The organism is Salinivibrio sp. ES.052 (assembly GCF_900141775.1).
Taxonomy (GTDB): domain Bacteria; phylum Pseudomonadota; class Gammaproteobacteria; order Enterobacterales; family Vibrionaceae; genus Salinivibrio.
On the sequence record NZ_FSRI01000005.1, the window covers coordinates 1 to 26,595 of the forward strand.

The following is a 26,595-nucleotide window of genomic DNA, read 5'->3' on the forward strand; positions in this document are numbered from 1 at the left end:
TAAAAGAATCGATAGCGATATACAACGAAATGAGACCGCACCTAAGTTTAAGTATGGCAACCCCCAATCAGGTGCATAATAAAAAAGGCCAGCTACTGGAGCTGGCCTAAAAACTGTCAACCTATATTAGGACGGGACATTAGAATCGATAAGCGCTGATCAAGTCACAATCCGCCACATTCCCTCCCTCCAATCCTTATCTGCCAATGTATGATCACCCTCTGGGGAAAAATAGGGAGTAGCAGCGTGCAAGTGCGTTACCAAGACATTGCAAGCTGGATAGAGGCACAAATCCAGCAGCGCGTTTGGCAAGTCGGCGATCGGATCCCATCAGTGAGAGAAATGAGCCGGCTCCAGCATGTGAGCCCAATGACGGTGATGCGTGCTTATGAACAACTCGAAGCGGATGGCTGGGTCGAAGCGCGCCCTCGCTCTGGCTTTTTTGTTCGCCCTCATTATAACCAGGTCATGGTTGATTCGTTGGCGAGGCCACAAGCTGATTCTCAATGGCTGAATACGCATCAGGATGTCTTTGATGTGATCAGTGCGAGCCATAAAGGGGCACGTTATCCATTTGGATCTGCTTTTCCCGATCCGCAATTGTTTCCGATGCAAGCGCTTGGTCGCGCGATGGCCCGAGTGTTACGACAATCGTCACACCCGGATCACTTTACAATACTGCCACCAGGCGATATGGGGTTACGTCGTCTAATCGCTCAGCGCTACCTTCGCCAAGGCATTAGAGTCAGTATTGATGAAATTATTATAACCAATGGTGCGATAGAGGCATTAAGCCTCTCGTTAGCGGCACTGACTCAGCCAGGGGACAAGGTGATCATTGAAGCGCCTGCATTCTATGGCGTGCTACAAACACTTGAAAGGTTGCAACTTGAGCCGATCACTGTTTCTGTTGACTCAGAGACGGGTGTTGATATCAATGAGCTTGAAAGCGCTCTTGCCTCACACCATGTTACGGCTTGTTGGCTCATGAGTAATTTTCATAATCCAACCGGGGCGTCTATTCCTGATGCAGATAGACCGCGAGTGGTCAGCTTATTGGCTGCTTACCAGGTTCCTTTGATTGAAGATGATGTGTATGGCGAGCTCTTTTTCTCGTCCTCACGTCCAATGCCTTTAAAGGCGTACGACACGCAAGGTGGGGTTCTACATTGTGGATCTTTTTCTAAACAACTGGCGCCAGGGTTCCGTGTCGGGTGGATTGCAGCGGGATGTTATGCGATGCAAATTGAAAAACGTCAGTATGTCTCAAGCCTTGCGGTTGGAGCCCCGAACCAACTTGCTATTGCCGATTATCTCAAGCAAGGCGGTTACGATGCGCATTTACGCCGATTACGCAAAACGCTCTTTGTGCGCTTGAGGGCGATTCGTGCTGAATTAAAATCGATCCTACCGTCATCAACGATGATCAGTGAGCCCAAAGGCGGATATTTTCTGTGGGTGACCTTAGATAGCCAAATTGATACACGAAAGCTTTTTCAGGCGTTACAACCCTTTGGAGTGACGATAGCACCGGGAGCATTATTTGCGACCGATGACCGTTTCAATCACTGCTTTCGTCTCAATGTTTCGATTGATGGAAGAGAGAGAATAGAGACGGCCAGTCATAATGAGGCCCTTGACGGCCTAACGCAGATTGCGACTTCGCTCTCAGCTTTATCTACGCACCCAACTGTCACAGCTGAATATTGAGCGTTCTGTACTAATCCTCTAGACCTCTCAGTGGATAAACTCAATAAGCACACATATTGAGGGGGAAAGGATGAAATCAGAACTGAGTATGATGGTTGTCGCGATAATCTGCGCGGCTTTATTGATCCTTGGCCATGTCATCATCATAGAGACACTTGCCTACTATACATGGGCACAATGGACAGCTGGTGCGATCCCTTTTGTTCTATTGCTGATGGCGTGGGGCTCTGTGCGTTATTGCCGAGCGAAAGAGCGTGAGGAAGAAAGACGACAATCGCACTAATTGTTTGAGCATAAGGGAGCGTGAGGGTTAGCCAGCTTACGTGCCCGCCGACTAGAAAAAGCGCCTTTTGTCTACTTTTGTTTGTTTTGTGAACAAACGAGTAGCAAGGCGCATTTTTTTTATATTTAGGGGTTGCGGTAAAAACTGAGATCTCTATACTGCGCTTCCTGTCGACGGGGCAAGTGAGACGCAAGTCACGAAATGCCGACCACGAAATCGACACGCTCTTTAACAATTTGACCTATGCAATCTGTGTGGGCACTCGTTGAGAATAGACAAAAAGATTTATTCGATGAACTGAGTGACCAATTCATGTTGGTGCAGCCTTGAGCTGTTTTGATTTCACTTTTTTAAAAGTGGATGCCAACAGGAGCACAGTCAATTCGTTTGTCTCTTAGGAGACGAACAAAACAGTATTTATCGAGCCGTTTGTCTTTCCTTATGGGAAAGCGAACAAAAGAACTTAAATTGAAGAGTTTGATCATGGCTCAGATTGAACGCTGGCGGCAGGCCTAACACATGCAAGTCGAGCGGAAACGGCAGTATTGAAGCTTCGGTGGATTTACTGGACGTCGAGCGGCGGACGGGTGAGTAACGGCTGGGAACCTGCCCTGACGAGGGGGATAACCGTTGGAAACGACGGCTAATACCGCATAATGTCTACGGACCAAAGGTGGCCACTACATGTAAGCTATCGCGTTGGGATGGGCCCAGTTAGGATTAGCTAGTTGGTAAGGTAAAGGCTTACCAAGGCGACGATCCTTAGCTGGTTTGAGAGGATGATCAGCCACACTGGGACTGAGACACGGCCCAGACTCCTACGGGAGGCAGCAGTGGGGAATATTGCACAATGGGGGAGACCCTGATGCAGCCATGCCGCGTGTGTGAAGAAGGCCTTCGGGTTGTAAAGCACTTTCAGCAGTGAGGAAGGTAATGTACTTAATACGTGCATTGCTTGACGTTAGCTGCAGAAGAAGCACCGGCTAACTCCGTGCCAGCAGCCGCGGTAATACGGAGGGTGCAAGCGTTAATCGGAATTACTGGGCGTAAAGCGCATGCAGGCGGTTTGTTAAGTCAGATGTGAAAGCCCGGGGCTCAACCTCGGAACCGCATTTGAAACTGGCAGGCTAGAGTCTTGTAGAGGGGGGTAGAATTTCAGGTGTAGCGGTGAAATGCGTAGAGATCTGAAGGAATACCAGTGGCGAAGGCGGCCCCCTGGACAAAGACTGACGCTCAGATGCGAAAGCGTGGGTAGCAAACAGGATTAGATACCCTGGTAGTCCACGCTGTAAACGATGTCTACTTGGAGGTTGAGGTTTTAGACTTTGGCTTTCGGCGCTAACGCATTAAGTAGACCGCCTGGGGAGTACGGCCGCAAGGTTAAAACTCAAATGAATTGACGGGGGCCCGCACAAGCGGTGGAGCATGTGGTTTAATTCGATGCAACGCGAAGAACCTTACCTACTCTTGACATCCAGTGAACTTTCCAGAGATGGATTGGTGCCTTCGGGAACACTGAGACAGGTGCTGCATGGCTGTCGTCAGCTCGTGTTGTGAAATGTTGGGTTAAGTCCCGCAACGAGCGCAACCCTTATCCTTGTTTGCCAGCACGTAATGGTGGGAACTCCAGGGAGACTGCCGGTGATAAACCGGAGGAAGGTGGGGACGACGTCAAGTCATCATGGCCCTTACGAGTAGGGCTACACACGTGCTACAATGGCAGATACAGAGGGCAGCGAGACAGCGATGTTAAGCGAATCCCTTAAAGTTTGTCGTAGTCCGGATTGGAGTCTGCAACTCGACTCCATGAAGTCGGAATCGCTAGTAATCGTGGATCAGAATGCCACGGTGAATACGTTCCCGGGCCTTGTACACACCGCCCGTCACACCATGGGAGTGGGCTGCACCAGAAGTAGATAGCTTAACCTTCGGGAGGGCGTTTACCACGGTGTGGTTCATGACTGGGGTGAAGTCGTAACAAGGTAGCCCTAGGGGAACCTGGGGCTGGATCACCTCCTTACTGACGCTATTCTTGCGAGTGTTCACACAGATTGTATAGGTTGAAGTTATAAGAGGATATGTTCCCAAACATATCAGCGTGTCCCATTCGTCTAGAGGCCTAGGACACCGCCCTTTCACGGCGGTAACAGGGGTTCGACTCCCCTATGGGACGCCAATGGGTTGTTAGCTCAGTTGGTAGAGCAGTTGACTTTTAATCAATTGGTCACAGGTTCGAATCCTGTACAACCCACCATTTTCTCAGGCACGGGGCTATAGCTCAGCTGGGAGAGCGCTTGCATGGCATGCAAGAGGTCGGCGGTTCGATCCCGCCTAGCTCCACCAAGTCTGAAAGATGGGCGATTAGCTCAGTTGGGAGAGCACCTCCCTTACAAGGAGGGGGTCACTGGTTCGAGCCCGGTATCGCCCACCACGCTTTAAAGGTTTTTGTTTGAGAATCTTTAGAACGTGGTTTATTTAGCAATAAACGACATGCTCTTTAACAATCTGGAAAGCTGACAAAGTCATTCTTTAAGAATGACAGTAAAGTTCTCAATCAGTGACATGTAATGTCACTCACACAATCAAGTGTGCTTGGGCTTTGTCTTATTTGATAAGCAAAGTCTCTATTTTGAGTCCGGCAAAAACAAAACCTTAGTTGTTTAAACCGTTTGTTTTCACTTTTTAAAAGTGAAAGTAAATAAGCAAGACCTTTTGGGGTTGTATGGTTAAGTGACTAAGCGTAGACGGTGGATGCCTTGGCAGTCAGAGGCGATGAAGGACGTATTAACTTGCGAAAAGCCCAGATAAGGCAGTAAAAGCCATTTGAATCTGGGATGTCCGAATGGGGAAACCCACCTGCATAAGCAGGTATCTTAGCGTGAATACATAGCGCTAAGAGGCGAACTCGGGGAACTGAAACATCTAAGTACCCGAAGGAAAAGAAATCAATTGAGATTCCGGCAGTAGCGGCGAGCGACCCCGGAGCAGCCCTTAAGCAGACTTGGCGTTAGGTGAACAGGTTGGAAAACCTGGCAACAAAGGGTGATAGCCCCGTAACCGACGGCGCCATATCTGTGAAAACGAGTAGGACGGGACACGTGATATCTTGTCTGAACATGGGGGGACCATCCTCCAAGGCTAAATACTCCTGACTGACCGATAGTGAACCAGTACCGTGAGGGAAAGGCGAAAAGAACCCCTGTGAGGGGAGTGAAATAGAACCTGAAACCGTCTACGTACAAGCAGTGGGAGCCTCCTTCGTGGGGTGACCGCGTACCTTTTGTATAATGGGTCAGCGACTTAATGTAAGTAGCAAGGTTAACCGCATAGGGGAGCCGTAGGGAAACCGAGTCTTAACTGGGCGCACAGTTGCTTGCATTAGACCCGAAACCGAGTGATCTAGCCATGGGCAGGTTGAAGGTTGAGTAACATCAACTGGAGGACCGAACTCACTAACGTTGAAAAGTTAGGAGATGACCTGTGGCTAGGGGTGAAAGGCCAATCAAACTCGGAGATAGCTGGTTCTCCCCGAAAGCTATTTAGGTAGCGCCTCGGACGAACACTACTGGGGGTAGAGCACTGTTAAGGCTAGGGGGTCATCCCGACTTACCAACCCTTTGCAAACTCCGAATACCAGTAAGTGCTATCCGGGAGACACACGGCGGGTGCTAACGTCCGTCGTGGAGAGGGAAACAACCCAGACCGCCAGCTAAGGTCCCAAAGTTATCGCTAAGTGGGAAACGATGTGGGAAGGCTCAGACAGCCAGGATGTTGGCTTAGAAGCAGCCATCATTTAAAGAAAGCGTAATAGCTCACTGGTCGAGTCGGCCTGCGCGGAAGATGTAACGGGGCTAAGCGATACACCGAAGCTGCGGCAATGCGATTTATCGTATTGGGTAGGGGAGCGTTGTGTAAGCCGTTGAAGGTGTGCTGAGAGGCATGCTGGAGGTATCACAAGTGCGAATGCTGACATGAGTAACGATAATGGGGGTGAAAAACCTCCACGCCGGAAGACCAAGGGTTCCTGTCCAACGTTAATCGGGGCAGGGTAAGTCGGCCCCTAAGGCGAGGCCGAAAGGCGTAGTCGATGGGAAACGGGTTAATATTCCCGTACTGCTACTTACTGCGATGGGGGGACGGAGAAGGCTAGGTGGGCCTGGCGATGGTAGTCCAGGTTCAAGGGTGTAGGCTGTAATCTTAGGCAAATCCGGGATTACACACGGTCGAGACCCGATGTCGAGCCACCAAGGTGGTGAAGTCATTGATGCCATGCTTCCGGGAAAAGCCTCTAAGCTTCAGGTAAGTAGGAACCGTACTCCAAACCGACACAGGTGGTCGGGTAGAGAATACCAAGGCGCTTGAGAGAACTCGGGTGAAGGAACTAGGCAAAATGGTACCGTAACTTCGGGAGAAGGTACGCTGCCCACGGTGAAGTCCCTTGCGGATGGAGCTATGGGCAGTCGCAGATACCAGGTGGCTGCAACTGTTTATTAAAAACACAGCACTGTGCAAAATCGAAAGATGACGTATACGGTGTGACGCCTGCCCGGTGCCGGAAGGTTAATTGATGTGGTTATCGCAAGAGAAGCCATTGATCGAAGCCCCGGTAAACGGCGGCCGTAACTATAACGGTCCTAAGGTAGCGAAATTCCTTGTCGGGTAAGTTCCGACCTGCACGAATGGCGTAATGATGGCCACGCTGTCTCCACCCGAGACTCAGTGAAATTGAAATCGCAGTGAAGATGCTGTGTACCCGCGGCTAGACGGAAAGACCCCGTGAACCTTTACTACAGCTTGGCACTGAACATTGAGCCTACATGTGTAGGATAGGTGGGAGGCTTTGAAACGGCGACGCCAGTTGTCGCGGAGCCAACCTTGAAATACCACCCTTGTATGTTTGATGTTCTAACTTAGCCCCCTTATCGGGGGTGAGGACAGTGCCTGGTGGGTAGTTTGACTGGGGCGGTCTCCTCCCAAAGAGTAACGGAGGAGCACGAAGGTGGGCTAATCACGGTCGGACATCGTGAGGTTAGTGCAATGGCATAAGCCCGCTTAACTGCGAGAGTGACGGCTCGAGCAGGTACGAAAGTAGGTCATAGTGATCCGGTGGTTCTGAATGGAAGGGCCATCGCTCAACGGATAAAAGGTACTCCGGGGATAACAGGCTGATACCGCCCAAGAGTTCATATCGACGGCGGTGTTTGGCACCTCGATGTCGGCTCATCACATCCTGGGGCTGAAGTCGGTCCCAAGGGTATGGCTGTTCGCCATTTAAAGTGGTACGCGAGCTGGGTTTAGAACGTCGTGAGACAGTTCGGTCCCTATCTGCCGTGGGCGTTGGATGATTGAGGGGAGCTGCTCCTAGTACGAGAGGACCGGAGTGGACGAACCGCTGGTGTTCGGGTTGTGTCGCCAGACGCATTGCCCGGTAGCTAAGTTCGGCACAGATAAGCGCTGAAAGCATCTAAGCGCGAAGCTGGCCCCGAGATGAGTCATCCCTAGAGCTTCGAGCTCTCTAAAGGGTTGTCGTAGACTACGACGTTGATAGGCAGGGTGTGTAAGCGCTGTGAGGCGTTGAGCTAACCTGTACTAATTGCCCGTGCGGCTTAACCATACAACACCCAAGAGGTTTTGGGTTGGACTCGAAATAAAGCCAGTTGATTGTGGCGAGAACGAACAGCTTTCTAGATTACCGAATTTGCTTGGCGACCATAGCGCTTTGGACCCACCTGACTCCATGCCGAACTCAGTAGTGAAACGAAGCAGCGCCGATGGTAGTGTGGGGTCTCCCCATGTGAGAGTAGGACATCGCCAGGCTTGCTTTCTTGTTTTCAGATTTTTGGAAAAATCTGAAGGCAAAAACGGCTCATCTTATTGATAGCTTGATAGTGTTGATATCTGCGATGCTCATGTATTGGCATACACTGCGCGTCTCGACTCAACATCCTCATCGCATCAAATAAGATAACCTAGTTAAAGCAGCTAAGTGTAAGACTTTAATTAGCAGAAACACCAAGCCCTGACCTCACGGTCGGGGCTTTTTTGTGTCTGTCTTTTTGTGATTTCTGGTTAAGAAGAGTGGGGTTGGGGTTGCCATTGTAGGCAGAAATCCCAGAAGCGGGTGAGTAAACCTGACTGGTATTTATCTTTGTGGCGCACGAGCCAATAGCGCCGAGATAATAGCAAGGGGAGTTCGAGGGCAACGACTCGACCGTCTGCAATGGCGTGCTGAGCGGAGAGTTTAGATAGATATGCTAAGCCTAATCCTGCACTCACAGCATTTAAAATCGCTTCCGTGGTGTTGAGCTCGAAAGAAAGATGCCATCGCTCGAAGCGAGGTGCAAGGCGTGAGAGAAAGTGCTCACGTGTGCCGGAGCCAGATTCGCGGATCAGCCAGGTTTGATTGTCGAGATCCCCCACACTTAACGGAGCTTGACCAACAAGGGGGTGATTAGGGTGACAAACCACCGCCATCTGATCGCTTAACCACGGTGTTTGGAGTAAATCTGGGTGTAATATCTCACCTTCGATAAGACCAATATCCAGCTCGAAATGTTGAAGACGAGTGATGATTTCTTGGCTGTTTGCAATCACCAATGTTTGCTGTTGATGCGAGGTCGCATGACGAAAATCGCTGATCAGTGCCGGCAAAAGCTGGTTTCCCACCGTATCGCTTCCCCCCAACCGTAGGCAACCAATCAGTTGACTGTCGTCTTTTAATGCGACGCTAATCTCATCGCTACGAGTCAGTAGTTCATCCGCTTTAGGGATAAGGGCGACTCCTTGGTCATTAAGGTGAAGTCGGTTGCCTCGTCGGTCGAATAACGGATAGCCTAACTGACTTTCTAACTCGGCGAGCGCCATACTGACCGCCGGTTTACTCAGAAAAAGTTTCTTTGCAGCGGCGGTGATCGTACCTTCTTGCACAATGCTTAAAAATACCCGCAGTTGGGGGAGAGAAAGTGCCATCAAGACCTAGCGATTGAGGGTTTTAGCCACTATAAGTCTGCCTGTTTACAATGACAACGTTAACGCTGCCCTTTGTCCTGTGTGATCCAATATTGGATCTCCTGCTGTGCCTGTTTTAATGGCTGATAGTATGGCGATAGCTTCTCGGTATGCTGGATAACAAAGTCGAGACTGCGCACCACATTTCGCCAGCGGGGGGTTTTAGGGACGGTTTCTAGGTGTAGGTATTTATCCAAGGTTCTTGTTTGCAGGCTACCTTTGTCGGAATAGACTCGCCATAAACCGCTTTGCTCCGCTAAACCGACTTTATCTCCGTCCCACGCATCTAACGCGAGGTTCATCGCGATCACTAAGCTGTGATGTAAGCTGTCTGAGTGCATCACAGGCGTGTGCTCACTGGGTGAAGGAGATGATGTTGAAAAGCACGTCGCTTTTAAGCGTTGCTGTAAGTGCGAGAGGGCAGTGGCAAGCCGTCCGATTTCATCTTGGCGTTGCCGATGCGTCACTGGGTAGTCGAGCTCACCTGCTGCAAATTGTTCGGCGCACCAAGTTAGCTGCAAAATAGGGAGAGCAAGACGCTGGGAGAGCCAGTGCCCAACCAATAGACATAGAATAAAGAGTGCGATAACCAATGTCACACTGGTCGTGTATAGACGGTAAAGCGGTTGGTAAGCGGTTTTTTGGGGCTGACAGGTAATAAGCGCCCAAGGTGTTTTGGCGATGTTAACGGCACGATAGGCGGTCAGCTGCGGAATCAGTGCATGCTGACCGGGGGATAACACCCCTTTTTTACCGTTCAAGGCGTGATGAATCGCATCTTTTGGTGGAGATACCGAGAGTGTTGCCTGATTTGTGTGGGGCACCCAGCTGCTAAGCAAGGATTGGTGTGATCGATTAACGAGCCACAGGCCGGTGTCAGGCCGCTGACGCTGCCTTAGCGTCGCAGACAAACTCGAGGTGGTGGTGCTAATTGCCAGTATACTTTGAATTTGGCCGCTTTTTATCACGGGAGCAAGATACCAGGCTTGCATTGTTTGAGAGCCTCGAGCTGAAAATGGCGTGCGTATCCATGGCGGACGCTGCGAGTCGGGTAAAGCGAGTAAGTGGCTAACAGCATTTTTGAGCGCTGGACTGTTGTCGGTGAGCGCGTCAAATTTGGCCGCGTAAACAAGGTTCTCGCTTAAATCGAACATCGCTACATTACGGAAGGTATGCCTTGCTAACCAGGATTGGTATTGGTGATTAAATCGGCGGTAGAGGCGTTGATATTTTTTCGAATTTGCATCGGTTGTCTGATGTAAAGCCTGTTGGCGTAACTGTGTTAGTTGACGCTGTGCCTGGATATTATCGTCGCCTAATTGCTGAAAGGCGTTGGGAAAGCCATAAAAACGCCCACCACTGCTTATCGCCAAATCGGAGGCGGCGAGATCACTCACGGCACGGACTTGGTCATCAAAATATGATGTGATGGTGACATAGTAACGATCGCGCTCATTTTTTAGCTGTTGATGAGCGTGATTGATCAACAGTTGCGACTGACTCCAGGTAAAATACCCTGTCAGAAGCACCACTGGAATAATGCTAAGGCTGAAAAACCACCACATAAAGCGTCGCTGAAGACGTTTTGAGTAACCCGTGTCCATTTGCACGCTGTGAGTACCTCTCCCTAGATCACGCGGGCTTGAATCGCAAACGGCTGCCCAAAGGCAGCCGCGAGTGGATAGACGCTAACACGTCCGATGAGCCAAAACTGTGACCTGCTGTCAGGTATCAAGCCTTAAATCTGTGTTAGTGCATTGATTGATGGTGTTGTCAGCAACTAGCGTGATTTTTGCGCTTGATAAACCGCGAATCGACGGGTTTTCGCGAGGGTATCGCACTGACCGAACCCTTTTTCAATAATCGGTGGATAACGTAAGAAGCTATTAGCGACGATCACTATTTGGCCGTGGCGACGTAGGTAGCGAGGGGCGCTTTCCAGTAACGACTCGGTGGCGCGGTAATAGGTGTCTAACCCTTCATGAAAAGGCGGGTTGCTGATAATGGTGTCAAACTGCTGTCCACTCACGGCACTTAGCATGTCCGATATAAACACGGAGCCGGTGAGTCCATTGGCCTCGAGGGTCGCTTGTGTAGAGGCAACAGCTAAGTGGTTAACGTCGATAAAGGTGAGAGCGAGCTTGGTGTTGCTCGCCAGCAGTGCGGTGCCAATCACTCCTGCGCCACAACCGATATCCATCACATCGCCTTGTATGTCGGGCAGGTTCTTCAGTAACAAGGCCGTGCCATCATCAAGAGTTTTGTGGCTAAATACACCGGGGAGCGCTCGGATAGTAAGGGCCACCTCACCGACTTGCAAGGGATAATCATTAAACCATGCCGCTAACTCAAAGTGAGGCGCTGGGGAGGTGCACTCGCCGTAATACAGACTACACCGGCGAGCTGAGTCTTGCTTGGTGACTTGGCCATACGGGGCAAAACGTTTTTCGATGCTTTTGACACCGCTGCGGTTTTCACCCACCACGATCCAATCGACGTTGGCACCGAGACGATGAGTGAGCATCGCGAGAAGAAAATCGGCTTCCGCTTTCGATTTAGGCCAGTAGAAAAGCACCAAATCGACTGGGGTCTCACCGCCATATTCTGCCCCTTCATGTACCTCAACACCGGTATTTTTCATCCGTGAGGCATAGCCGTGATGAGTGGAAAATACCGACACCCGCGCGGCATGTGAAAGCAATTGCTGCGCAAAGTCATCTTCTAGCTCACCGGCTAATAGAATATGTTTGTTTTCAAACAGCGTGAGGTGACGCTGAGCAATCTCGCTGGGAGCCGTGAGGGTCATGATGGTTCTCTTTCCAATTATAAGTGCTTATAGGCCGCGTTTAGAAGGCATGGCGCGCCAAGGCAGGGATTTTCCCACAAAGTGCGCACCAGGCCAATATCAAACCGCCTAAGCGTTATCTTGTCGATCAAGAAAATGTTCGAATTCTAATTCGTACATCCGAAATAATACCAACGTAATGGAAAAGATGATCGGGCCATAAATGAGCCCCATTAAACCAAAGAGATGCAGCCCCCCGAGTAGCGAGAAAAAGATAAGCAAAGTGTTCATCCCCGAGTTCCCTTGCATGAGGAAGGGGCGAAGTAAATTATCAATGGAGCCGACGACGACGACACTCCACGCCAGGAGGCCAAGCGCCCACTGCCATTCGCCGGTGACGGCCAGGTAAAGCACTGTTGGTAACCAGATTAAAGCGGTGCCCACAACTGGAATGAAGGACGCAAAGGCCATCATGGTTCCCCAGAACAGAGCAGGTAGACCTACCGCCCACATGGCTAAGCCACCAGCGGCTCCTTGTGCTAACGCGGTAAGGAATGACCCGAGTACTGCTGACTTGGCTACTTTTTCGACTTCATCTAACAGTTGATCTTCTTGGCTACGTGACAAGGGGATCACATGACGAAGCGTTTGAATAATGTTGTCGTGATCGCGCAGTAAGAAAAATAGCACAAACAACATCAGCATAAAGGTGATAAAGAAATCAGTGACATCACCTAACACCTTGGAACTGAATTCAAGCATTTGCCCACTGAAAGAAGACATCCAGGATGCGAGCTTTTTGATTGTCTCTTGCGGATCAATCAAATCAAATGGCAGCCACTGGTTAAGAAAGTGCAATGCTGATTGTATCTGTGGATTATTGAGTAGCTGTTTGGCTCCACCATTATTAAGCCACTCGTAGCTTTGAGTGAAAAAGCTCACACCTTGCTCAATGATCGCACCCGCGACCACAGTCAGCGGGATAATGATGATAAAGGTAATCAACACACAGGACAGTACCGAGGCGGTATTGGGGCGTTGGCCAATTTTTTCTTCAATGCGTTTATGCACTGGGAAAAAGAGCAGAGACACGATAAAGGCGAGAACAATGGCGCCAATGTAGGGCTCTATAAGTAGATAACAGGCATAGGCGGCAATGATAAGGGCCGCGATTAAGGTCCAATGTTTGGGCTCGACGCGAAATGACGGAGTCACAGGGGTATCCTTTTAGCTTGTTGAGTGTTTGTCTCGTCCTACAGGCCACGTGGGTAGACAGAACGGCTAGGCAGGCAAAGGCGCCTAAATAATAGGCACCTTAACACACAGTTTGTTGCACTAGTCAGCTAAAAAAATGGCCAACAGGTCGTTGAGAAATAGTTTCCCTTTTGGCGTGATTTGCCAATGGCTCTCTGTCTCGGTGATTAAACCTTGCTGACGTGCTTGCGCGATAGGGGTAACGAGATGCGTAAGCGGCAGGCCGGTGTGGTGAACAAAGTCGGCTTTAGGGCATGGCTCCAGTAAACGAAAACGGTTCATAAAGAACTCGAAGGCCAGATCCGTATGTTTTACCCACTGACTGTCCGTGAGATATGCTTTTTCTGGATCTAGATAGCCTCGAGGATGCTTAACCTTGACGGTTCGCAATTGTCGAAAATAATCGCCATCGGGCAACGTCAACTTGCCGTGAGCCCCACAGCCAATGCCCAAATAGTCGCCGAAACGCCAGTAGTTGAGGTTATGAGCACACTGGTGACCCGGTAAGCTGTAGGCTGATGTCTCGTATTGCACGTAGCCGGCGTCAGTCAGTTTCTGGTGGCCTTGATCAAATATATCCCACAAGGTGTCTTCTTCTGGCAGGGTTGGTGGTTTGGAATAGAACTGCGTATTGGGCTCTATGGTGAGCTGATACCAAGAAATATGTGGTGGCTTCAGTGCAATGGCTTTTTCCAAGTCATCCAGTGCCTCTTGCTCTGATTGCTCAGGTAAACCATGCATTAAATCGAGGTTAAAACTGTTTAATCCAGCGTGATGAGCAAGGTGGGCCGCACGCTCTGCCTCGCCAGGGCCATGAATACGCCCTAGGCGTTCGAGCTTATCAGCAGAAAAGCTCTGCACCCCGATAGAAATCCGGTTAACGCCTGCTTGTCGGTAACCGATAAATTTATCGGCTTCCACGGTGCCAGGGTTGGCTTCCATGGTCACTTCCATGCTCTCACTGACGGGAAGGCGTGCTTTGATGCCATCCAATAGGCGAGCTATCTGTGAAGGCGACATCAAGCTTGGTGTACCGCCTCCAATAAAGATCGAGTGCAGTGTGCGCGTGATGACTGAAGGATAGGCGGCAAGATCGGTATCAAGATCGTCAAGCAGCGCATCGATATAATCCTCTTCTGGGATCGCGCCCTTTTGGGTATGCGAATTAAAATCGCAATAGGGACATTTTTGTACACACCAAGGGATGTGCACATATAAACTCAATGGGATCATGGCTTATTGCGACGCTTTTAAGGCTTGGAACAGGGCGTTGAGTGCTTGTCCGCGGTGAGAGCGTTGTTTTTTCTCGGAAGCGGGCATTTCTGCTGCGGTACACTGCTGATCGGCAGGTAAAAAGACCGGATCGTAACCAAAGCCGTTTTCCCCTTGCGGTGCGTGAGCGATTTGTCCTTCCCATACTCCGTGACAGACCAGCGGTGTTGGATCATTAGTATGACGCAAATAGACCAATACGCAATGGAAGCGAGCTTGGCGCTCATCACTGTCTGTGTCGCGCATCGCCTCTAGCAGCTTGGCGATATTATCGGCATCATTGGCTTTTTCACCGGCGTAACGCGCGGAATAAACACCTGGTGCGCCATTTAATACGTCCACTTCGAGGCCAGAATCATCCGCAATGGCTGGAAGCCCGGTAATTTTTGCAGCATGGCGTGCTTTAATAATGGCATTTTCAATAAAGGTGGTGCCTGTTTCGTCAGCGTCTTTGACGGCAAAGTCACTTTGCGGCAACACTTCGAAGCCAAACTCGCCGAGCAGGCCGGCCATTTCTTTTACTTTGCCTGCGTTGCCGGTTGCCAGCACAACTTTATTCATGACGGTTACCTATTTGTTTGTTGCCCTTGTTAAGGGGTGTCGACGTAAAATGTATAATTGTAGTCAAAGGAGGCACTGCGATTACCCTCTGCATTGAGATCAATATGGAACCGATAGGTTTCTTCATCATCCGCAGCAAAAGTCGCAATGTAATAGATAGCCTCTCCTTCACGGATTTCTGTGAACTCGAGATCACGACTGTTGCCCACTAAGTTTTTCACTTGGCCTTGAATGTCGGCACTAACGGCGGGCTTTCCGAGTTGCATTGTATCGAGCACCGCGATATTGACCAACCCGCGATAGCCGCTACGGCTAATGTCGTATTGCTTGGCAATCTCTGGGGTTAAAAATGCCGTTGATAAGGTGTTGTAGTGCACCTCGAGTTCACCAACTTCTTTAAACTGGCCGGCCCAAGCCGGGGTCATGATCAAGCTCATTAGGCCGATCATTAACGTCATCGTATGACGTAAAGCTGTGGTATTACGCATCGTCTTTCCTTGTCCTCGTCGCGAGATTTGCTCGCTATCAGTACCGACGGGGGCTCCGTACGATCCTCGTACACAGTGAGGCACCCGCGATCAACGGCATTTATTTAAGCCATTACAATAAACCAAAAAAGCGAGGCCGCTTACCGAAGTGACCCCGAAGGCTCCTGGCTTTATAGTGCATACCAAATGGGACCGACAAAATCGCCAATCAGCATATTGATAAATTGCAGTGCGATAAAGATCACCAGAATGCTCAGGTCGAGCCCACCTATAGGTGGCAGTATGCGGCGTACTGGGGCACAAACCGGCTCCGTCAGTTGATGGAAAACATATTCAACGGGGTTGTTCCCTTGGCTGACCCAGCTGAGGATCGCGCGCAGGATAAGCACCCAAAATAAGAGCTTACCGGCAGCTTTAAGCAGTGCGATAGCGGAGAAGATAAACATCCCTGAGCTCATCGCAAACGGGTTACCGGCGACTAAATCAAGCACCACAAATTTGGCCACCATGAGAAGGTAAGCAAATAACACGGTGGCGAGATCCAAGCCCCCAAGCGCAGGGATCATCCGGCGTAGTGGACCGACAACCGGTTGCGTCGCTTTCACCACGAACTGAGAGAACGGGTTATAAAAATCGGCTCGAGACCACTGTAGCCATACTCGGAGTAACACCACCATGATGTAGAGATCAAACGCGGTGTTGATCAGAAAGGTCATTGCATTCATATCGTCGCCTTAGTGATTAAAATTCTTTTTCCATTTGCTCTGCACGGCTCACAGCCGCTTGCATGGCGTGTGCCACTATATCGCTGATCTTATGTTGATCGAATACCCGCAAGGCTTCCGCAGTGGTTCCTCCTTTGGAGGTGACCTGCTCGCGCAGTTCGCCAAGAGGGGTGTCTGAATTCGCTGCCACCATCTCTGCCGCTCCCAGTGCCGCTTGCTGTACCAGCTGCCTTGCTTGCTGGTCGGTAAAGCCTTGACGGATGGCTTCTTGCTGCATCGCTTCCATAAAGCGGAAAAAATAGGCAGGGGCACTGCCTGCAGCCGCAATCACGCCATTAATACTCGCCTCGTTATCGACCCAGCAGACCTCACCCACCGCTTTCATTAACGACGAGGCATAGTCTTGATCACGTTGTGTCACGCCCTGTGATGCGTAAAGACCGCTCATGCCTTTCCCCACCAGCGAAGGTGTATTCGGCATCACGCGCACCAAGTTGAGAGATGTGCCAGCCATTTGGTTGAGGCGCTCAACATTGATACCGGCTGCTATCGATATCACCATTTTCGATGACCAGTCGACGTCTGACAAGTCGCTTAAGACCTGTGCCATTAATTGGGGTTTGACGGCTAAAACGATCACATCCGCCTGTTGGCAAGCGCGAAGGTTGTCCGTCGTGGTCTGGATCCCATATTGCGTTGCCAGCGCATCTTGTGGATGTGCACTGGGTGACGATGCTGTAATCGCAGAGGCGGGATAACCGGCGTCAACCAAACCTGCAATGATTGAGCGGGCCATGTTACCAGCGCCAATAAAGGAGAGAGAGCGATGTTCCATGAAAAGTGTTCCTGTTGTTCTCGTCATACTGTGTATTATTCACGATACGCGTTGAATTAACGATAATCGCGCGCGCCGAAGATTGCAGTGCCTATCCGTACCATGGTGCTGCCACAAGCAATTGCGGCTGTCATATCTCCACTCATTCCCATGGATAAGGTATCAATGGTTTCTATGCTTGCCTTGAGTGAATCAAATGCTTTCGCTAAAGGTGCAAACGCCGCACATTGATGTTGGTAATCGGTTTCAGGTTGAGGGATCGACATTAATCCACGCACGGTAATGTTGGGCAATGCCTGTATTTCCTCGATGAGCGCGAGAGCCTCATCCAGTGTTATACCGGATTTGGAGGCCTCACCACTGGTGTTAACTTGCACTAAAACGTTGAGCGGCGGCAAATACGCTGGACGTTGCTCGCTGAGGCGCTTAGCGATTTTAATCCGGTCGACGGAATGCACCCAATCAAAGTGACTAGCAATCAGCCGCGTCTTATTCGACTGAATTGGGCCAATAAAGTGCCATTCAATCGGTACCTCTGGATGATGCTTGGCAAAATAATCGGCTTTCTCCACCCCTTCTTGTACGTAGTTTTCCCCAAAGGCGGTTTGACCCGCTGCAACAGCATCTGCGATCGCCTCGATGGGCTTTGTCTTACTGACCGCGAGTAATTGCACCGAATGATCGAGTCGGCCGCATTTATGGGTTGCGTGGTCTATTTCTTCCCTGACCTGTTGAATATTCTTCTTAATATGACACATACCTGATTCTGCGAGGAAAATGAATGGAAATTACTGAGCTATTGGCCTTTAGTGTAAAGCATCGTGCGTCAGATCTACATCTTTCTGCTGGGGTGCCGCCTATGGTGCGGGTAGACGGCGATGTGCGCAAGCTCAGTCTCCCCGCTCTTAACCATCAGGCGGTTCAGAAATTGGTTCTAGAGGTGATGAACCCGTCCCAAAGGCAGTTGTTTGAGGCTGAATGGGAAATCGACTTCTCATTTAAGCTGGCGTCAGTAGGGCGTTTTCGAGTTAACGCTTTTCATCAGCAACATGGGTGTGCGGCTGTTTTTCGAGTTATCCCTGAAGAGGTGCCGACACTGGACATGTTAAAGGCTCCCCCCGTCTTTGCTGAATTAGCCACGCTAACACAAGGGTTGGTGTTGGTCACCGGACCGACTGGTTCAGGGAAATCAACCACACTTGCCGCGATGATTGATCATATTAACCGCTATCAACAAAAGCATATTTTGACCATAGAGGATCCGATCGAATTTATTCATTCACAGCAGCAAAGCTTGGTGAACCAGCGGGAGGTCAAACGTGATACTCGATCGTTTCAAGTCGCGTTGCGTTCGGCGTTACGAGAGGATCCTGATGTGATTTTAGTCGGTGAATTGCGAGATTTAGAAACCATCAGTTTAGCCCTGACGGCCGCAGAAACCGGACATTTGGTCTTTGCGACCTTACACACTGCGAGTGCCGCTAAAAGTGTCGATCGGATCATCGACGTCTTTCCTGGTAGCGATAAACCCTTAGTCCGTTCGATGCTCTCTGCCTCATTACAAGGTGTTATTTCTCAGCAGCTAGTGAAAGATATTCAGGGACGACGAGTGGCTGCTCACGAAATTTTGAAGGCGACCCCTGCCATTTGTAATCTTATTCGCGAAGACAAAGTGGCCCAAATGGCGTCGATGATTCAAACCGGTGCCGTGCAGGGGATGCAAACGATGGAGCAAGCCATGGCGAGATTAGTCGAGCAGGGGATCATTCCCCCGAAATCCTCTACTCAGCATATTGGCGCTCAAACCAACTTTCAATAATCACCACTGCCGATTGGGCGTCAACGGCACCCTTTCCTAATGCTTTGTAACCACCACGGGCAAAGAGGTCAGCACGTGCTTCGCGGGTTGAAAGGCGTTCATCGTGCAGCTCGACCGGATAACCGAAACGCCCATGTAAGCGGTTGGCAAACTTTTTGGCTCTTGGCGTAATGGTGTCTAAGGGTTGGCCGTTTAAGTCGAGTGGCAACCCTACGACAAGGTAATCAGGTTGCCACGTTTTGAGCACTGCGTCTATTTCGTCCCAATTGGGAATGCCATCACGGGCTTTTAAGGCGCACAAAGGACGAGCCGTGCCCATCAATGATTGACCGACCGCGACGCCAATACTTTTTACGCCGTAATCAAACCCAATAACGGTTTGTGAGTTCATGCATGTCCTACTTGTGAAGAAAGGTTGGCCGCATCAATACCTAATTGATCGAGTGCTTTTTGCCAACGTTGGCTAACCGGCGTATCAAAGATCACTTTGGGATCGGCTTCTAGTGTCAACCAACTATTTTCCGCCAATTCTTGCTCTAGTTGTCCGGGATCCCACCCAGCATAACCTAACGCTACTACAAACTGCTCAGGCTGTTGTTCGGTGCCAAGGATGGACAGAATATCTTTGGAGGTGGTGACGGATAGCTGATCGGATAGTGGAATACTGGTGCCATACTCGCAGTTGGCAGGGTGAAGCACGAAACCTTTATCTTCAGAGACAGGGCCACCGAAAAGGACCGACTGAGTGAGGCTTTCAGTGGTACTGGATAGTGGCAACTGGCGCTCGACGTCGATCTGGTCGAGCATGTTACCGACTGACAAATTGATAGGGTGATTGATCATCAGCCCCATCGCCCCTTCGTGGTTATGTTCACAGACGTAGATCACTCCGTGCTGAAAACGGCTATCAGCCATGCTAGGCATTGCGATTAAAAAGTGATTTTTTAGGTCCATATCGCCGTCTCCTGTTGGCGCGCTTACCTTGAGTATGCGCGATAAATCAGTATTTAGACAATGAAAGAGGCGCGGTACGCCTCGTTGGCTTAGGCACAGCGCTTGGCGATGGCCTCCATCAGCATGTCACCAATTGAAATGTCATACGCGGCGTCAATTTCTCGAATACAGGTTGGGCTGGTGACGTTTATCTCCGTTAGCTTATCGCCAATCACGTCTAGGCCAACAAAAATCAAGCCCTTGTCTTTTAAGGTCGGGGCAATGGCACGGGCGATGGCCCAATCCGTTTCAGATAAGGGACGCGCTTCACCACGGCCGCCAGCCGCCAGATTACCGCGCGTTTCACCTTCTGCAGGGATCCGCGCCAAGCAGTAGGGAACGGGCTCGCCGTCGACAACCAAGATACGTTTGTCGCCGTTACTGATGTCAGGGACAAACGTTTGTGCCATACAAAAGCGCTGACCGTGCTCAGTGAGTGTTTCAATGATCACGCCAAGGTTAGGGTCACCTTGCTTGACTCGAAAAATGGAAGCTCCTCCCATCCCATCGAGTGGTTTTAAAATGACATCACCATGCTCAGCCTGAAAGGCGCGGATTTCGTCGGCCCGTCGGGTCACTAAGGTGGTTGGGGTATGTTCCGGGAACCAGGCAGTATAAAGCTTTTCGTTACAGTCACGCAGGCTTTGCGGCTTGTTAACAATTAATACGCCCGCTTCCTCCGCGCGTTCTAACAGGTAGGTAGCGTAAATATACTCGGTATCAAATGGTGGATCCTTACGCATTAAAATAGCGTCAAATTCGCGTAAGGGGAATGTTTGGGTTTGCGTCACTTGGTACCAATCATTGGGATCATCTGTCAGAGTGACACGGTAAGCTCGGGCGTGAGGTTCACCTTGCAGCATCGACATGTCATCCATCAAGATGGTGTGTATTTCCCAACCGCGCTTTTGTGCCGCCAACATCATGGCAAACGTGGAGTCTTTTTTCACACTGATGGCCTCAATGGGGTCCATCACCACACCTATTTTCATTATCTTTCTCCTGTTTGCCTGTTAACCCAGATCGCCAAAACGCACTTGGAGTGCCGTGATGGCAGTGAGTGCGGCTGTTTCAGTACGCAACACGCGTGGGCCTAATAATATTTCGTCAAAGCCGTGCTCGCGTGTCATCGCTATTTCTTCCTCTGACAATCCCCCCTCCGGACCAATCAGCAGGCGTAACTTTTTGGGCGCCTCAGGGAGCGTGTTGATAGAGTAGGGCGCGCGCGGATGAAGGTTCAGTTTTAAGCCATCAAACGTCTGTTGACACCAAGTGTCTAGATGGATTACTGGATTGATGACGGGAACGATATTGCGTCCACTTTGCTCGCAGGCACCAATCGCGATCTTTTGCCATTGTTGGCGTTTTTTCTCGAGTCGTTCGGCATTGAGTTTGACACCACACCGAGCCGACAAAAGCGGTGTGATGGTATTCACCCCTAATTCAACCGATTTTTGGATGGTAAATTCCATCTTTTCACCACGCGAAATCACTTGGCCCAGCTCAAAGTCAAGTGGAGACTCGACGCTGTGTGCTTTACGCGCAGAGATGGCGGCAGATACCTGCTTCTTACTGACTTCCGTCAGCGTAGCGGGAAACTGTGCGCCACTGCCATCAAAAAGCAGAATAGGTTGGTCTACCTGCATCCGTAATACGCGGCCTAAGTGATTCGCCGCTTCATCGCTTAAGGTCACCGAGCCTTGAGAAGGCAAAGGCGTCGGATGATAAACTCGAGGAATTCGCATTGTGTTCGCTTTCCATTATCAATCAGCCCCCAGTGTAACACGGCCAATGGGGACGGGAGGGAGCATGAATATGCTTGCACCCAAAACAATAGGCTCTGGAGGTAATATGGGGATCAAGAATGGAAAAGCAAACGGTCCGTGGTGTCTATCTCAGCCTGGCACCAAGGTTTGGCGGCAGCGTTTGCAATGGTAGATCGCTTGACCCCGCTGTATTTTATTGTGACGCCGTATTGTTAATGCCACAGGCCCACAATCACAATGATAGTCAAAGGTTGTTCCTTGCACTGCCGTGATATCGAGCTGGTGGGTGGTATTCGCTGGTACGCTAAATACGTGGATCATCAAATGGCGCCACTCTGAGCCATGAGGCTTTACACGTCCATGCAGCGCGAAAGTCACTAAATGGCATACTTCATGTGGAATGACCTCCTCAAAAAATGCGTCAGGTGCTTGCTGCAACAAGACTGGGTTGAATCGCACTCGCCACTGCGTCGGATGCGCGGTGCCGGCTGAGCGGCCTCTGAGTGTAAAACCAATGTGCGGATACTCAAGCTGTGTGCCTAGCGCACGATTGGCCGTATCGATACAGCCATTAACTCGGTGAGTCACCGTTTTTATGAGTGTGTCAGAAACAGAAGACATAGTATGGCGGTCCTGGTGGCGATCAAAAAGGGAAGCCGAAGCTTCCCTTAAAAACCATGAGTCAGCGGAGGTTACCCGAGCTTGGCAAAGTCGCGCAACAGATCGGCTTTGTCGGTTTTCTCCCATGGGAAGATGTCACGACCAAAGTGACCATAGGCAGCGGTTTGCTTGTAGATAGGCTGCAACAAATCTAGCATCTCTTGCAGGCCATACGGGCGTAAATCGAAATGCTCACGGACTGCTTTGATGATCACCTCTGGGGCCACTTTTTCGGTGCCAAAGGTTTCAATCATGATGGAGGTCGGCTCCGCGACACCAATCGCATAGGACAACTGGATCTCGCAGCGATCGGCAAGGCCAGCCGCGACAATGTTTTTTGCCACGTAACGGGCCGCATAAGCCGCGGAACGGTCGACTTTCGATGGGTCTTTACCCGAGAAAGCCCCGCCACCGTGACGGGCTGCGCCGCCGTAGGTGTCAACAATGATCTTACGGCCGGTCAAACCACAGTCTCCCATCGGCCCGCCAATTACAAATCGGCCCGTTGGGTTGATGAAATACTTGGTATCCTTGGTCAGCCACTCTGACGGTAACACCGGCTTGATGATTTCTTCCATCACCGCTTCGCGCAGATCTTCAGTTGAAATACTGTCGCAGTGCTGTGTTGACAGGACCACGGCGTCAATGCCCGCTATTTTACCGTTGTCATAGGCAAAGGTGACCTGACTTTTTGCGTCAGGACGTAGCCAGTCTAAGGTGCCGTCTTTGCGCACTTGCGCCTGACGTTCGACTAAACGGTGTGAATAAGTGATAGGGGCAGGCATTAGCACATTGGTTTCGTTGGTAGCAAAGCCAAACATGATCCCTTGGTCGCCTGCGCCCTGATCTTTCGGGTCAGCACGATCAACGCCTTGGTTGATGTCAGGCGATTGTTTACCAATGGTGTTCAATACTGCGCAAGAGTTGGCATCAAAGCCCATATCCGAATGGACATACCCAATATCTTCGACGGTTTGACGAGTGAGCTCTTCAATATCCACCCATGCCGAGGTAGTAACTTCCCCGCCTACCATCACCATGCCAGTTTTTACGTAGGTTTCGCAGGCAACGCGTGCTTTGGGGTCTTGCTCAAGAATGGCATCCAAAACAGCATCAGAAATCTGATCTGCGATTTTATCAGGATGGCCTTCAGAGACGGACTCTGAGGTAAACAGGTGCTTAGCCATGTGACACTCTCATTGATTATCAAGGGGATTGACGGTACGTAATAAATTGCGCCGCCGATCATCTCAGATGTTTTAACTTCTAGACGTCTATTTTATTCGCAATTGTGATAAACGCAAGTCAGTTGATGCATATGGGTGTATTTAAGGTATAGCAAAGGCGAGGGGTTATCGCTTACCTCACGCCAATTGGATCGGACGGATTAACTGACAGCCAAGATGCTGGTGCCGCGTCTCGTAGCCAATGAACTAGCGATTCAACGCGTAGCGGAAGCCGGCCCGCACTGCAGTGTAGACGCAAAGGAATAGCGACAGAGTGCCACTCGGGCACGCACCGTGTGATTCTAGCAGGGTGATGATGTTGATAGCCAGCCGCACTCCAAATTGGCAACAATCCTACCCCTTGTCCATCAGCAATGGCATCTAATTGAATCGCAATCATATCGCAATTAAAGCGGCTAGGCATGGCCCTCAGGTGGTAGGTTTTATCGTGATTATAAAGGGTCAATCCTTGTCGCCGTAGGGCAAAGACATCCAGCCAAGGGTGTTTATCGAGTGACTTGGGATGCGTGAATGGCCCATGTTGCTCAATATAGTGGGGGGCCGCATAAATGCCATATCGCCAATGGCCTAGTTCGTGAGAGCGAGCGTTAACCGGTAGCATGATATCGCCAGCCCAAATAATAATATCGGCAGATTGAATGCGTTGCGCGCTGACTTCACTGGTTAAGGAAATGGATACTTTGGGGTGCTGGGCCAAAAACGCATTAATTAATGGACCTGCCCATCCGCGCATCATCCCCGGGTGACAAATAACATCAACGGGACCTTGTAGGTAATTGTTTAACCCCTGTATTGCTTCTTCACTTTCCTCCACCAGATCGAGCATTTGCTGGCAGTAGCGAGAAAATATCTCGCCCGCTTTGGTTAACACCAGCCGGTTTCCTTGTCGTTGAGTCAGTGATTGCCCCATGTCTGTCTCGAGCTGGGCTAGGCGGCGACTGATTGTCGATTTGGGTTGTTCTAGTGCTTTCGCCGCCGCCGTTAGGCTTTGATGATGACACAACGCAACAAATGCACGAATAGAGGAGAAGTCCTGCATAACGGTCCTTTTTCAATCCGGTGAAGAGCGATACCAGAGGTTCGCGATGGTGATCATTGCCTCGTTCTATAACTGGAACGAGATGTTCCCTTTTTGTCCCTAGGCATTCCGACCCAATTGTGAATAATTATCGTTTAGCAAACAATAATCATTATCACAAAATGGAGTTGATTATGTCCAGTTGTCTTCGTCCCGTTGTTCTTGGGATGGTATTAGCCGGTATCCCCGTCAGCGCGATTCATGCTGCTGAAGCGGCAGGTCAAAATACTGAAACCATGGTTATCACTGCCTCAGGGTTTGAACAAGCCACAGCAAAGGCGCCAGCAAGTATCAGTGTGATTAACCGTGACCAACTTGAAGATCGTTATTATCGCGATGTCACCGATGCCCTAAAACGTATTCCTGGCGTGGTGGTGACCGGAGGTGGTGATACCACGGATATCAGTATTCGTGGTATGGGCTCAAAGTACACCTTGATGCTTGTTGACGGTAAACGGACCAGTAGTCGCGAAACGCGTCCGAATAGCGATGGCCCGGGCATTGAACAAGGCTGGTTACCCCCCCTTCAAGCGATTGAACGTATCGAGGTGATTCGAGGGCCGATGTCGACACTCTATGGTTCTGATGCGATTGGTGGGGTGATTAACATCATTACTCGTCGAGACCAACAGGAGTGGCATGGCAACGTACAGTTAAGCACGTTGTTACAAGAAAAACGCACATCCGGTGACGAACAAAGCGCCAACTTTTATCTCTCTGGTGCCTTGAGCGATAAGCTGGGGATGACGGTATCAGGGCAAAACGTTCAGCGCCAAGAAGACGATATTACTTTCGGTTACGAGGATAAATCTTTACGCAGCCTATCAACCTCGTTGACGTATGATGCAAGCGATTTTCAACAGTGGACCTTGGACTTAGGCGCGAGCTCGCAAGAGCGCAGTGGCCAGATGGGTAAAACCGTCCCGACCGAAGGTTGTCGACGCGGTTGTGAAAACAGTAATAATGAATATCGGCGACAGTCGGTAGCGCTGGGGCATGAAGGGCATTGGACCTGGGGCTGGTCAGACTCGCACTTGCAATACGAGCAGAGCCGTAACAAAAGTCGCGAGATGACAATCAAAAACACGGAATTTAAGACCCGTCTCATTCGTGACTTTGAAACACATACGTTGACTGTTGGCGGCTCAGTGAACAAGGCGAAGTTGGAGGACTTTTCCTCTAACCAAGTTTCGACTCAAACTGAAATTGACAATACACAAGCCGCTTTGTTTGTTGAGGATGAATGGCGTGTCATTGATCCATTTAGCCTCACCCTTGGCTTGCGTGTCGATCACGATGAGAACTACGACTACCACGCCAGTCCACGCCTGTATGGTGTGTATCAGCTCACCGATAGCTGGATAGTGAAAGGTGGGGTGGCGACCGGTTTCCGCTCGCCACAATTGCGAGAGATTGCGCCGAATTGGGCGCAAGTCAGTCGCGGGGGAAATATCTATGGTAACGCCGATCTGGAACCCGAAACCTCTGTGAATTCAGAAGTCAGTATCAACTACCAAGGCGATACCGGAGTCAGTGGCTCGTTAACCGCATTCCATAATGATTTTAAAGATAAAATCACTCGTGTGACCTGCCCAATCTCAGTGTGCACGGATGGCGCCAACCAGTTTGGCTCCGATCCTACCTATCGAATAAACGTCGATGAAGCCGTCACCCAAGGCATTGAAGCCAATATCTTTATGCCGGTGACTGATACGGTCGATGTAAGTGCAAGCTATACCTACACCGATTCAGAGCAAAAAACCGGTGATTATAAAGGACAACCACTCACGCAAATACCGCAGCAACTTGCTTATGGTGAAGTAAACTGGCAAGCCACAGAACAACTTAGCCCTTGGGTGAGTGCCACTTACCGCGGTAAGGAGATGGATCCTGTTACTGGCCCGTCGTCACGTAGCAATACAGAGCCTGCTTACACTATGGTGGATATGGGGGCGAATTATCAATTAACCGAGTCGATCAAGCTTCAAGGCGCGATACATAATGTGTTGGATAATACGCTTGATTACGACGACTACGGTTATATAACCGATGAACGTCGATATTGGTTGGGCATGAATGTGCACTTTTAAATAAGGCTAACCGACGAGGGC

21 protein-coding genes, 4 tRNA genes and 3 rRNA genes are annotated in these 26,595 nt (G+C 50.2%); 11 read left to right on the forward strand and 17 right to left on the reverse strand.

Annotated elements, in window-relative coordinates; all coding sequences use genetic code 11:
• The first annotated feature begins 246 nt into the window (after positions 1-246).
• The 9 genes from BUQ98_RS16400 (at position 247) to rrf (ending at position 7,810) form a co-directional block, all read left to right on the forward strand.
• On the forward strand, positions 247-1,710 hold the full coding sequence (locus BUQ98_RS16400; protein WP_217693656.1) for an aminotransferase-like domain-containing protein: 1,464 nt from the start codon (positions 247-249) through the stop codon (positions 1,708-1,710).
• Between the two features lie 70 nt (positions 1,711-1,780).
• Positions 1,781-1,993 (forward strand): hypothetical protein, encoded by a 213-nt coding sequence (locus tag BUQ98_RS16405; protein ID WP_083605348.1) that lies wholly within the window; start codon positions 1,781-1,783, stop codon positions 1,991-1,993.
• 465 nt (positions 1,994-2,458) lie between these two features.
• A 16S ribosomal RNA gene (locus BUQ98_RS16410) occupies positions 2,459-4,013 on the forward strand.
• Positions 4,014-4,093: 80 nt separating this feature from the next.
• Positions 4,094-4,169 (forward strand) — tRNA-Glu (locus tag BUQ98_RS16415).
• 2 nt (positions 4,170-4,171) lie between these two features.
• Positions 4,172-4,247 (forward strand) — tRNA-Lys (locus BUQ98_RS16420).
• Positions 4,248-4,260: 13 nt separating this feature from the next.
• Positions 4,261-4,336 (forward strand) — tRNA-Ala (locus tag BUQ98_RS16425).
• 12 nt (positions 4,337-4,348) lie between these two features.
• Positions 4,349-4,424 (forward strand) — tRNA-Val (locus tag BUQ98_RS16430).
• A 293-nt stretch (positions 4,425-4,717) separates the two neighbouring features.
• Positions 4,718-7,607 (forward strand): 23S ribosomal RNA (locus BUQ98_RS16435).
• Between the two features lie 87 nt (positions 7,608-7,694).
• Positions 7,695-7,810, forward strand: a 5S ribosomal RNA gene (gene rrf / locus BUQ98_RS16440).
• Together the 16S, 23S and 5S rRNA genes with 4 tRNA genes alongside form the textbook arrangement of a ribosomal RNA operon.
• A 252-nt stretch (positions 7,811-8,062) precedes the next feature.
• On the opposite strand, the gene BUQ98_RS16445 is transcribed toward rrf, so the two are convergent.
• From BUQ98_RS16445 to BUQ98_RS16490, 10 genes are all read right to left on the reverse strand, one after another.
• Positions 8,063-8,962: a LysR substrate-binding domain-containing protein gene (locus BUQ98_RS16445; RefSeq protein ID WP_074214858.1), complete on the reverse strand. Its 900-nt coding sequence runs from the start codon at positions 8,960-8,962 to the stop codon at positions 8,063-8,065.
• 59 nt (positions 8,963-9,021) lie between these two features.
• On the reverse strand, positions 9,022-10,566 hold the full coding sequence (locus BUQ98_RS16450; RefSeq protein ID WP_175566341.1) for a HAMP domain-containing protein: 1,545 nt from the start codon (positions 10,564-10,566) through the stop codon (positions 9,022-9,024).
• A 215-nt stretch (positions 10,567-10,781) separates the two neighbouring features.
• Positions 10,782-11,810 (reverse strand): 16S rRNA (guanine(1207)-N(2))-methyltransferase RsmC, encoded by a 1,029-nt coding sequence (rsmC, locus tag BUQ98_RS16455; RefSeq protein WP_371515130.1) that lies wholly within the window; start codon positions 11,808-11,810, stop codon positions 10,782-10,784.
• 105 nt (positions 11,811-11,915) lie between these two features.
• Entirely contained in the window at positions 11,916-13,001 is a 1,086-nt protein-coding gene (locus tag BUQ98_RS16460) for an AI-2E family transporter (RefSeq protein WP_074214861.1), read from the reverse strand.
• A gap of 120 nt (positions 13,002-13,121) precedes the next feature.
• Positions 13,122-14,273, reverse strand: coding sequence for a radical SAM family heme chaperone HemW (gene hemW / locus BUQ98_RS16465; RefSeq protein ID WP_074214862.1), 1,152 nt, complete (start codon positions 14,271-14,273; stop codon positions 13,122-13,124).
• 3 nt (positions 14,274-14,276) lie between these two features.
• A complete protein-coding gene (locus BUQ98_RS16470; RefSeq protein WP_074214863.1) occupies positions 14,277-14,873 on the reverse strand; it encodes an XTP/dITP diphosphatase in 597 nt (198 codons plus the stop codon).
• 29 nt (positions 14,874-14,902) lie between these two features.
• Positions 14,903-15,361, reverse strand: coding sequence for a DUF4426 domain-containing protein (locus BUQ98_RS16475; protein WP_254813957.1), 459 nt, complete (start codon positions 15,359-15,361; stop codon positions 14,903-14,905).
• Positions 15,362-15,531: 170 nt separating this feature from the next.
• Complete coding sequence (locus BUQ98_RS16480; protein ID WP_074214864.1) at positions 15,532-16,086, reverse strand: YggT family protein; 555 nt, start codon at positions 16,084-16,086, stop codon at positions 15,532-15,534.
• A 16-nt stretch (positions 16,087-16,102) separates the two neighbouring features.
• Complete coding sequence (proC, locus tag BUQ98_RS16485; protein WP_074214865.1) at positions 16,103-16,921, reverse strand: pyrroline-5-carboxylate reductase; 819 nt, start codon at positions 16,919-16,921, stop codon at positions 16,103-16,105.
• Positions 16,922-16,977: 56 nt separating this feature from the next.
• Positions 16,978-17,679 carry a YggS family pyridoxal phosphate-dependent enzyme gene (locus BUQ98_RS16490; protein WP_074214866.1) on the reverse strand — a complete coding sequence of 234 codons (702 nt, stop codon included), beginning with the start codon at positions 17,677-17,679 and terminating at the stop codon, positions 16,978-16,980.
• A 23-nt stretch (positions 17,680-17,702) separates the two neighbouring features.
• On the opposite strand from BUQ98_RS16490, the gene BUQ98_RS16495 reads away from it, so the two are divergent.
• Complete coding sequence (locus BUQ98_RS16495; protein WP_074214867.1) at positions 17,703-18,740, forward strand: type IV pilus twitching motility protein PilT; 1,038 nt, start codon at positions 17,703-17,705, stop codon at positions 18,738-18,740.
• Here the strand turns inward: BUQ98_RS16495 and ruvX are convergent.
• From ruvX to BUQ98_RS16530, 7 genes are all read right to left on the reverse strand, one after another.
• A complete protein-coding gene (gene ruvX / locus BUQ98_RS16500) occupies positions 18,703-19,131 on the reverse strand; it encodes a Holliday junction resolvase RuvX (RefSeq protein WP_074214868.1) in 429 nt (142 codons plus the stop codon). The genes BUQ98_RS16495 and ruvX overlap by 38 nt on opposite strands.
• Positions 19,128-19,694: a YqgE/AlgH family protein gene (locus BUQ98_RS16505; protein WP_074214869.1), complete on the reverse strand. Its 567-nt coding sequence runs from the start codon at positions 19,692-19,694 to the stop codon at positions 19,128-19,130. The genes ruvX and BUQ98_RS16505 overlap by 4 nt, the downstream gene beginning before the upstream one ends.
• Before the next feature lie 89 nt (positions 19,695-19,783).
• Entirely contained in the window at positions 19,784-20,728 is a 945-nt protein-coding gene (gene gshB / locus BUQ98_RS17065; RefSeq protein WP_074214870.1) for a glutathione synthase, read from the reverse strand.
• A gap of 18 nt (positions 20,729-20,746) precedes the next feature.
• Positions 20,747-21,478: a 16S rRNA (uracil(1498)-N(3))-methyltransferase gene (gene rsmE / locus BUQ98_RS17070; RefSeq protein WP_074214871.1), complete on the reverse strand. Its 732-nt coding sequence runs from the start codon at positions 21,476-21,478 to the stop codon at positions 20,747-20,749.
• Positions 21,479-21,628: 150 nt separating this feature from the next.
• Positions 21,629-22,120: a SprT family zinc-dependent metalloprotease gene (locus BUQ98_RS16520; protein ID WP_074214872.1), complete on the reverse strand. Its 492-nt coding sequence runs from the start codon at positions 22,118-22,120 to the stop codon at positions 21,629-21,631.
• Positions 22,121-22,191: 71 nt separating this feature from the next.
• Positions 22,192-23,346, reverse strand: coding sequence for a methionine adenosyltransferase (gene metK, locus BUQ98_RS16525; RefSeq protein WP_074214873.1), 1,155 nt, complete (start codon positions 23,344-23,346; stop codon positions 22,192-22,194).
• A 172-nt stretch (positions 23,347-23,518) separates the two neighbouring features.
• A complete protein-coding gene (locus tag BUQ98_RS16530; RefSeq protein WP_074214874.1) occupies positions 23,519-24,445 on the reverse strand; it encodes a LysR family transcriptional regulator in 927 nt (308 codons plus the stop codon).
• Positions 24,446-24,618: 173 nt separating this feature from the next.
• On the opposite strand from BUQ98_RS16530, the gene BUQ98_RS16535 reads away from it, so the two are divergent.
• Entirely contained in the window at positions 24,619-26,574 is a 1,956-nt protein-coding gene (locus tag BUQ98_RS16535) for a ligand-gated channel protein (RefSeq protein WP_074214875.1), read from the forward strand.
• The last annotated feature ends 21 nt before the right edge of the window (positions 26,575-26,595 follow it).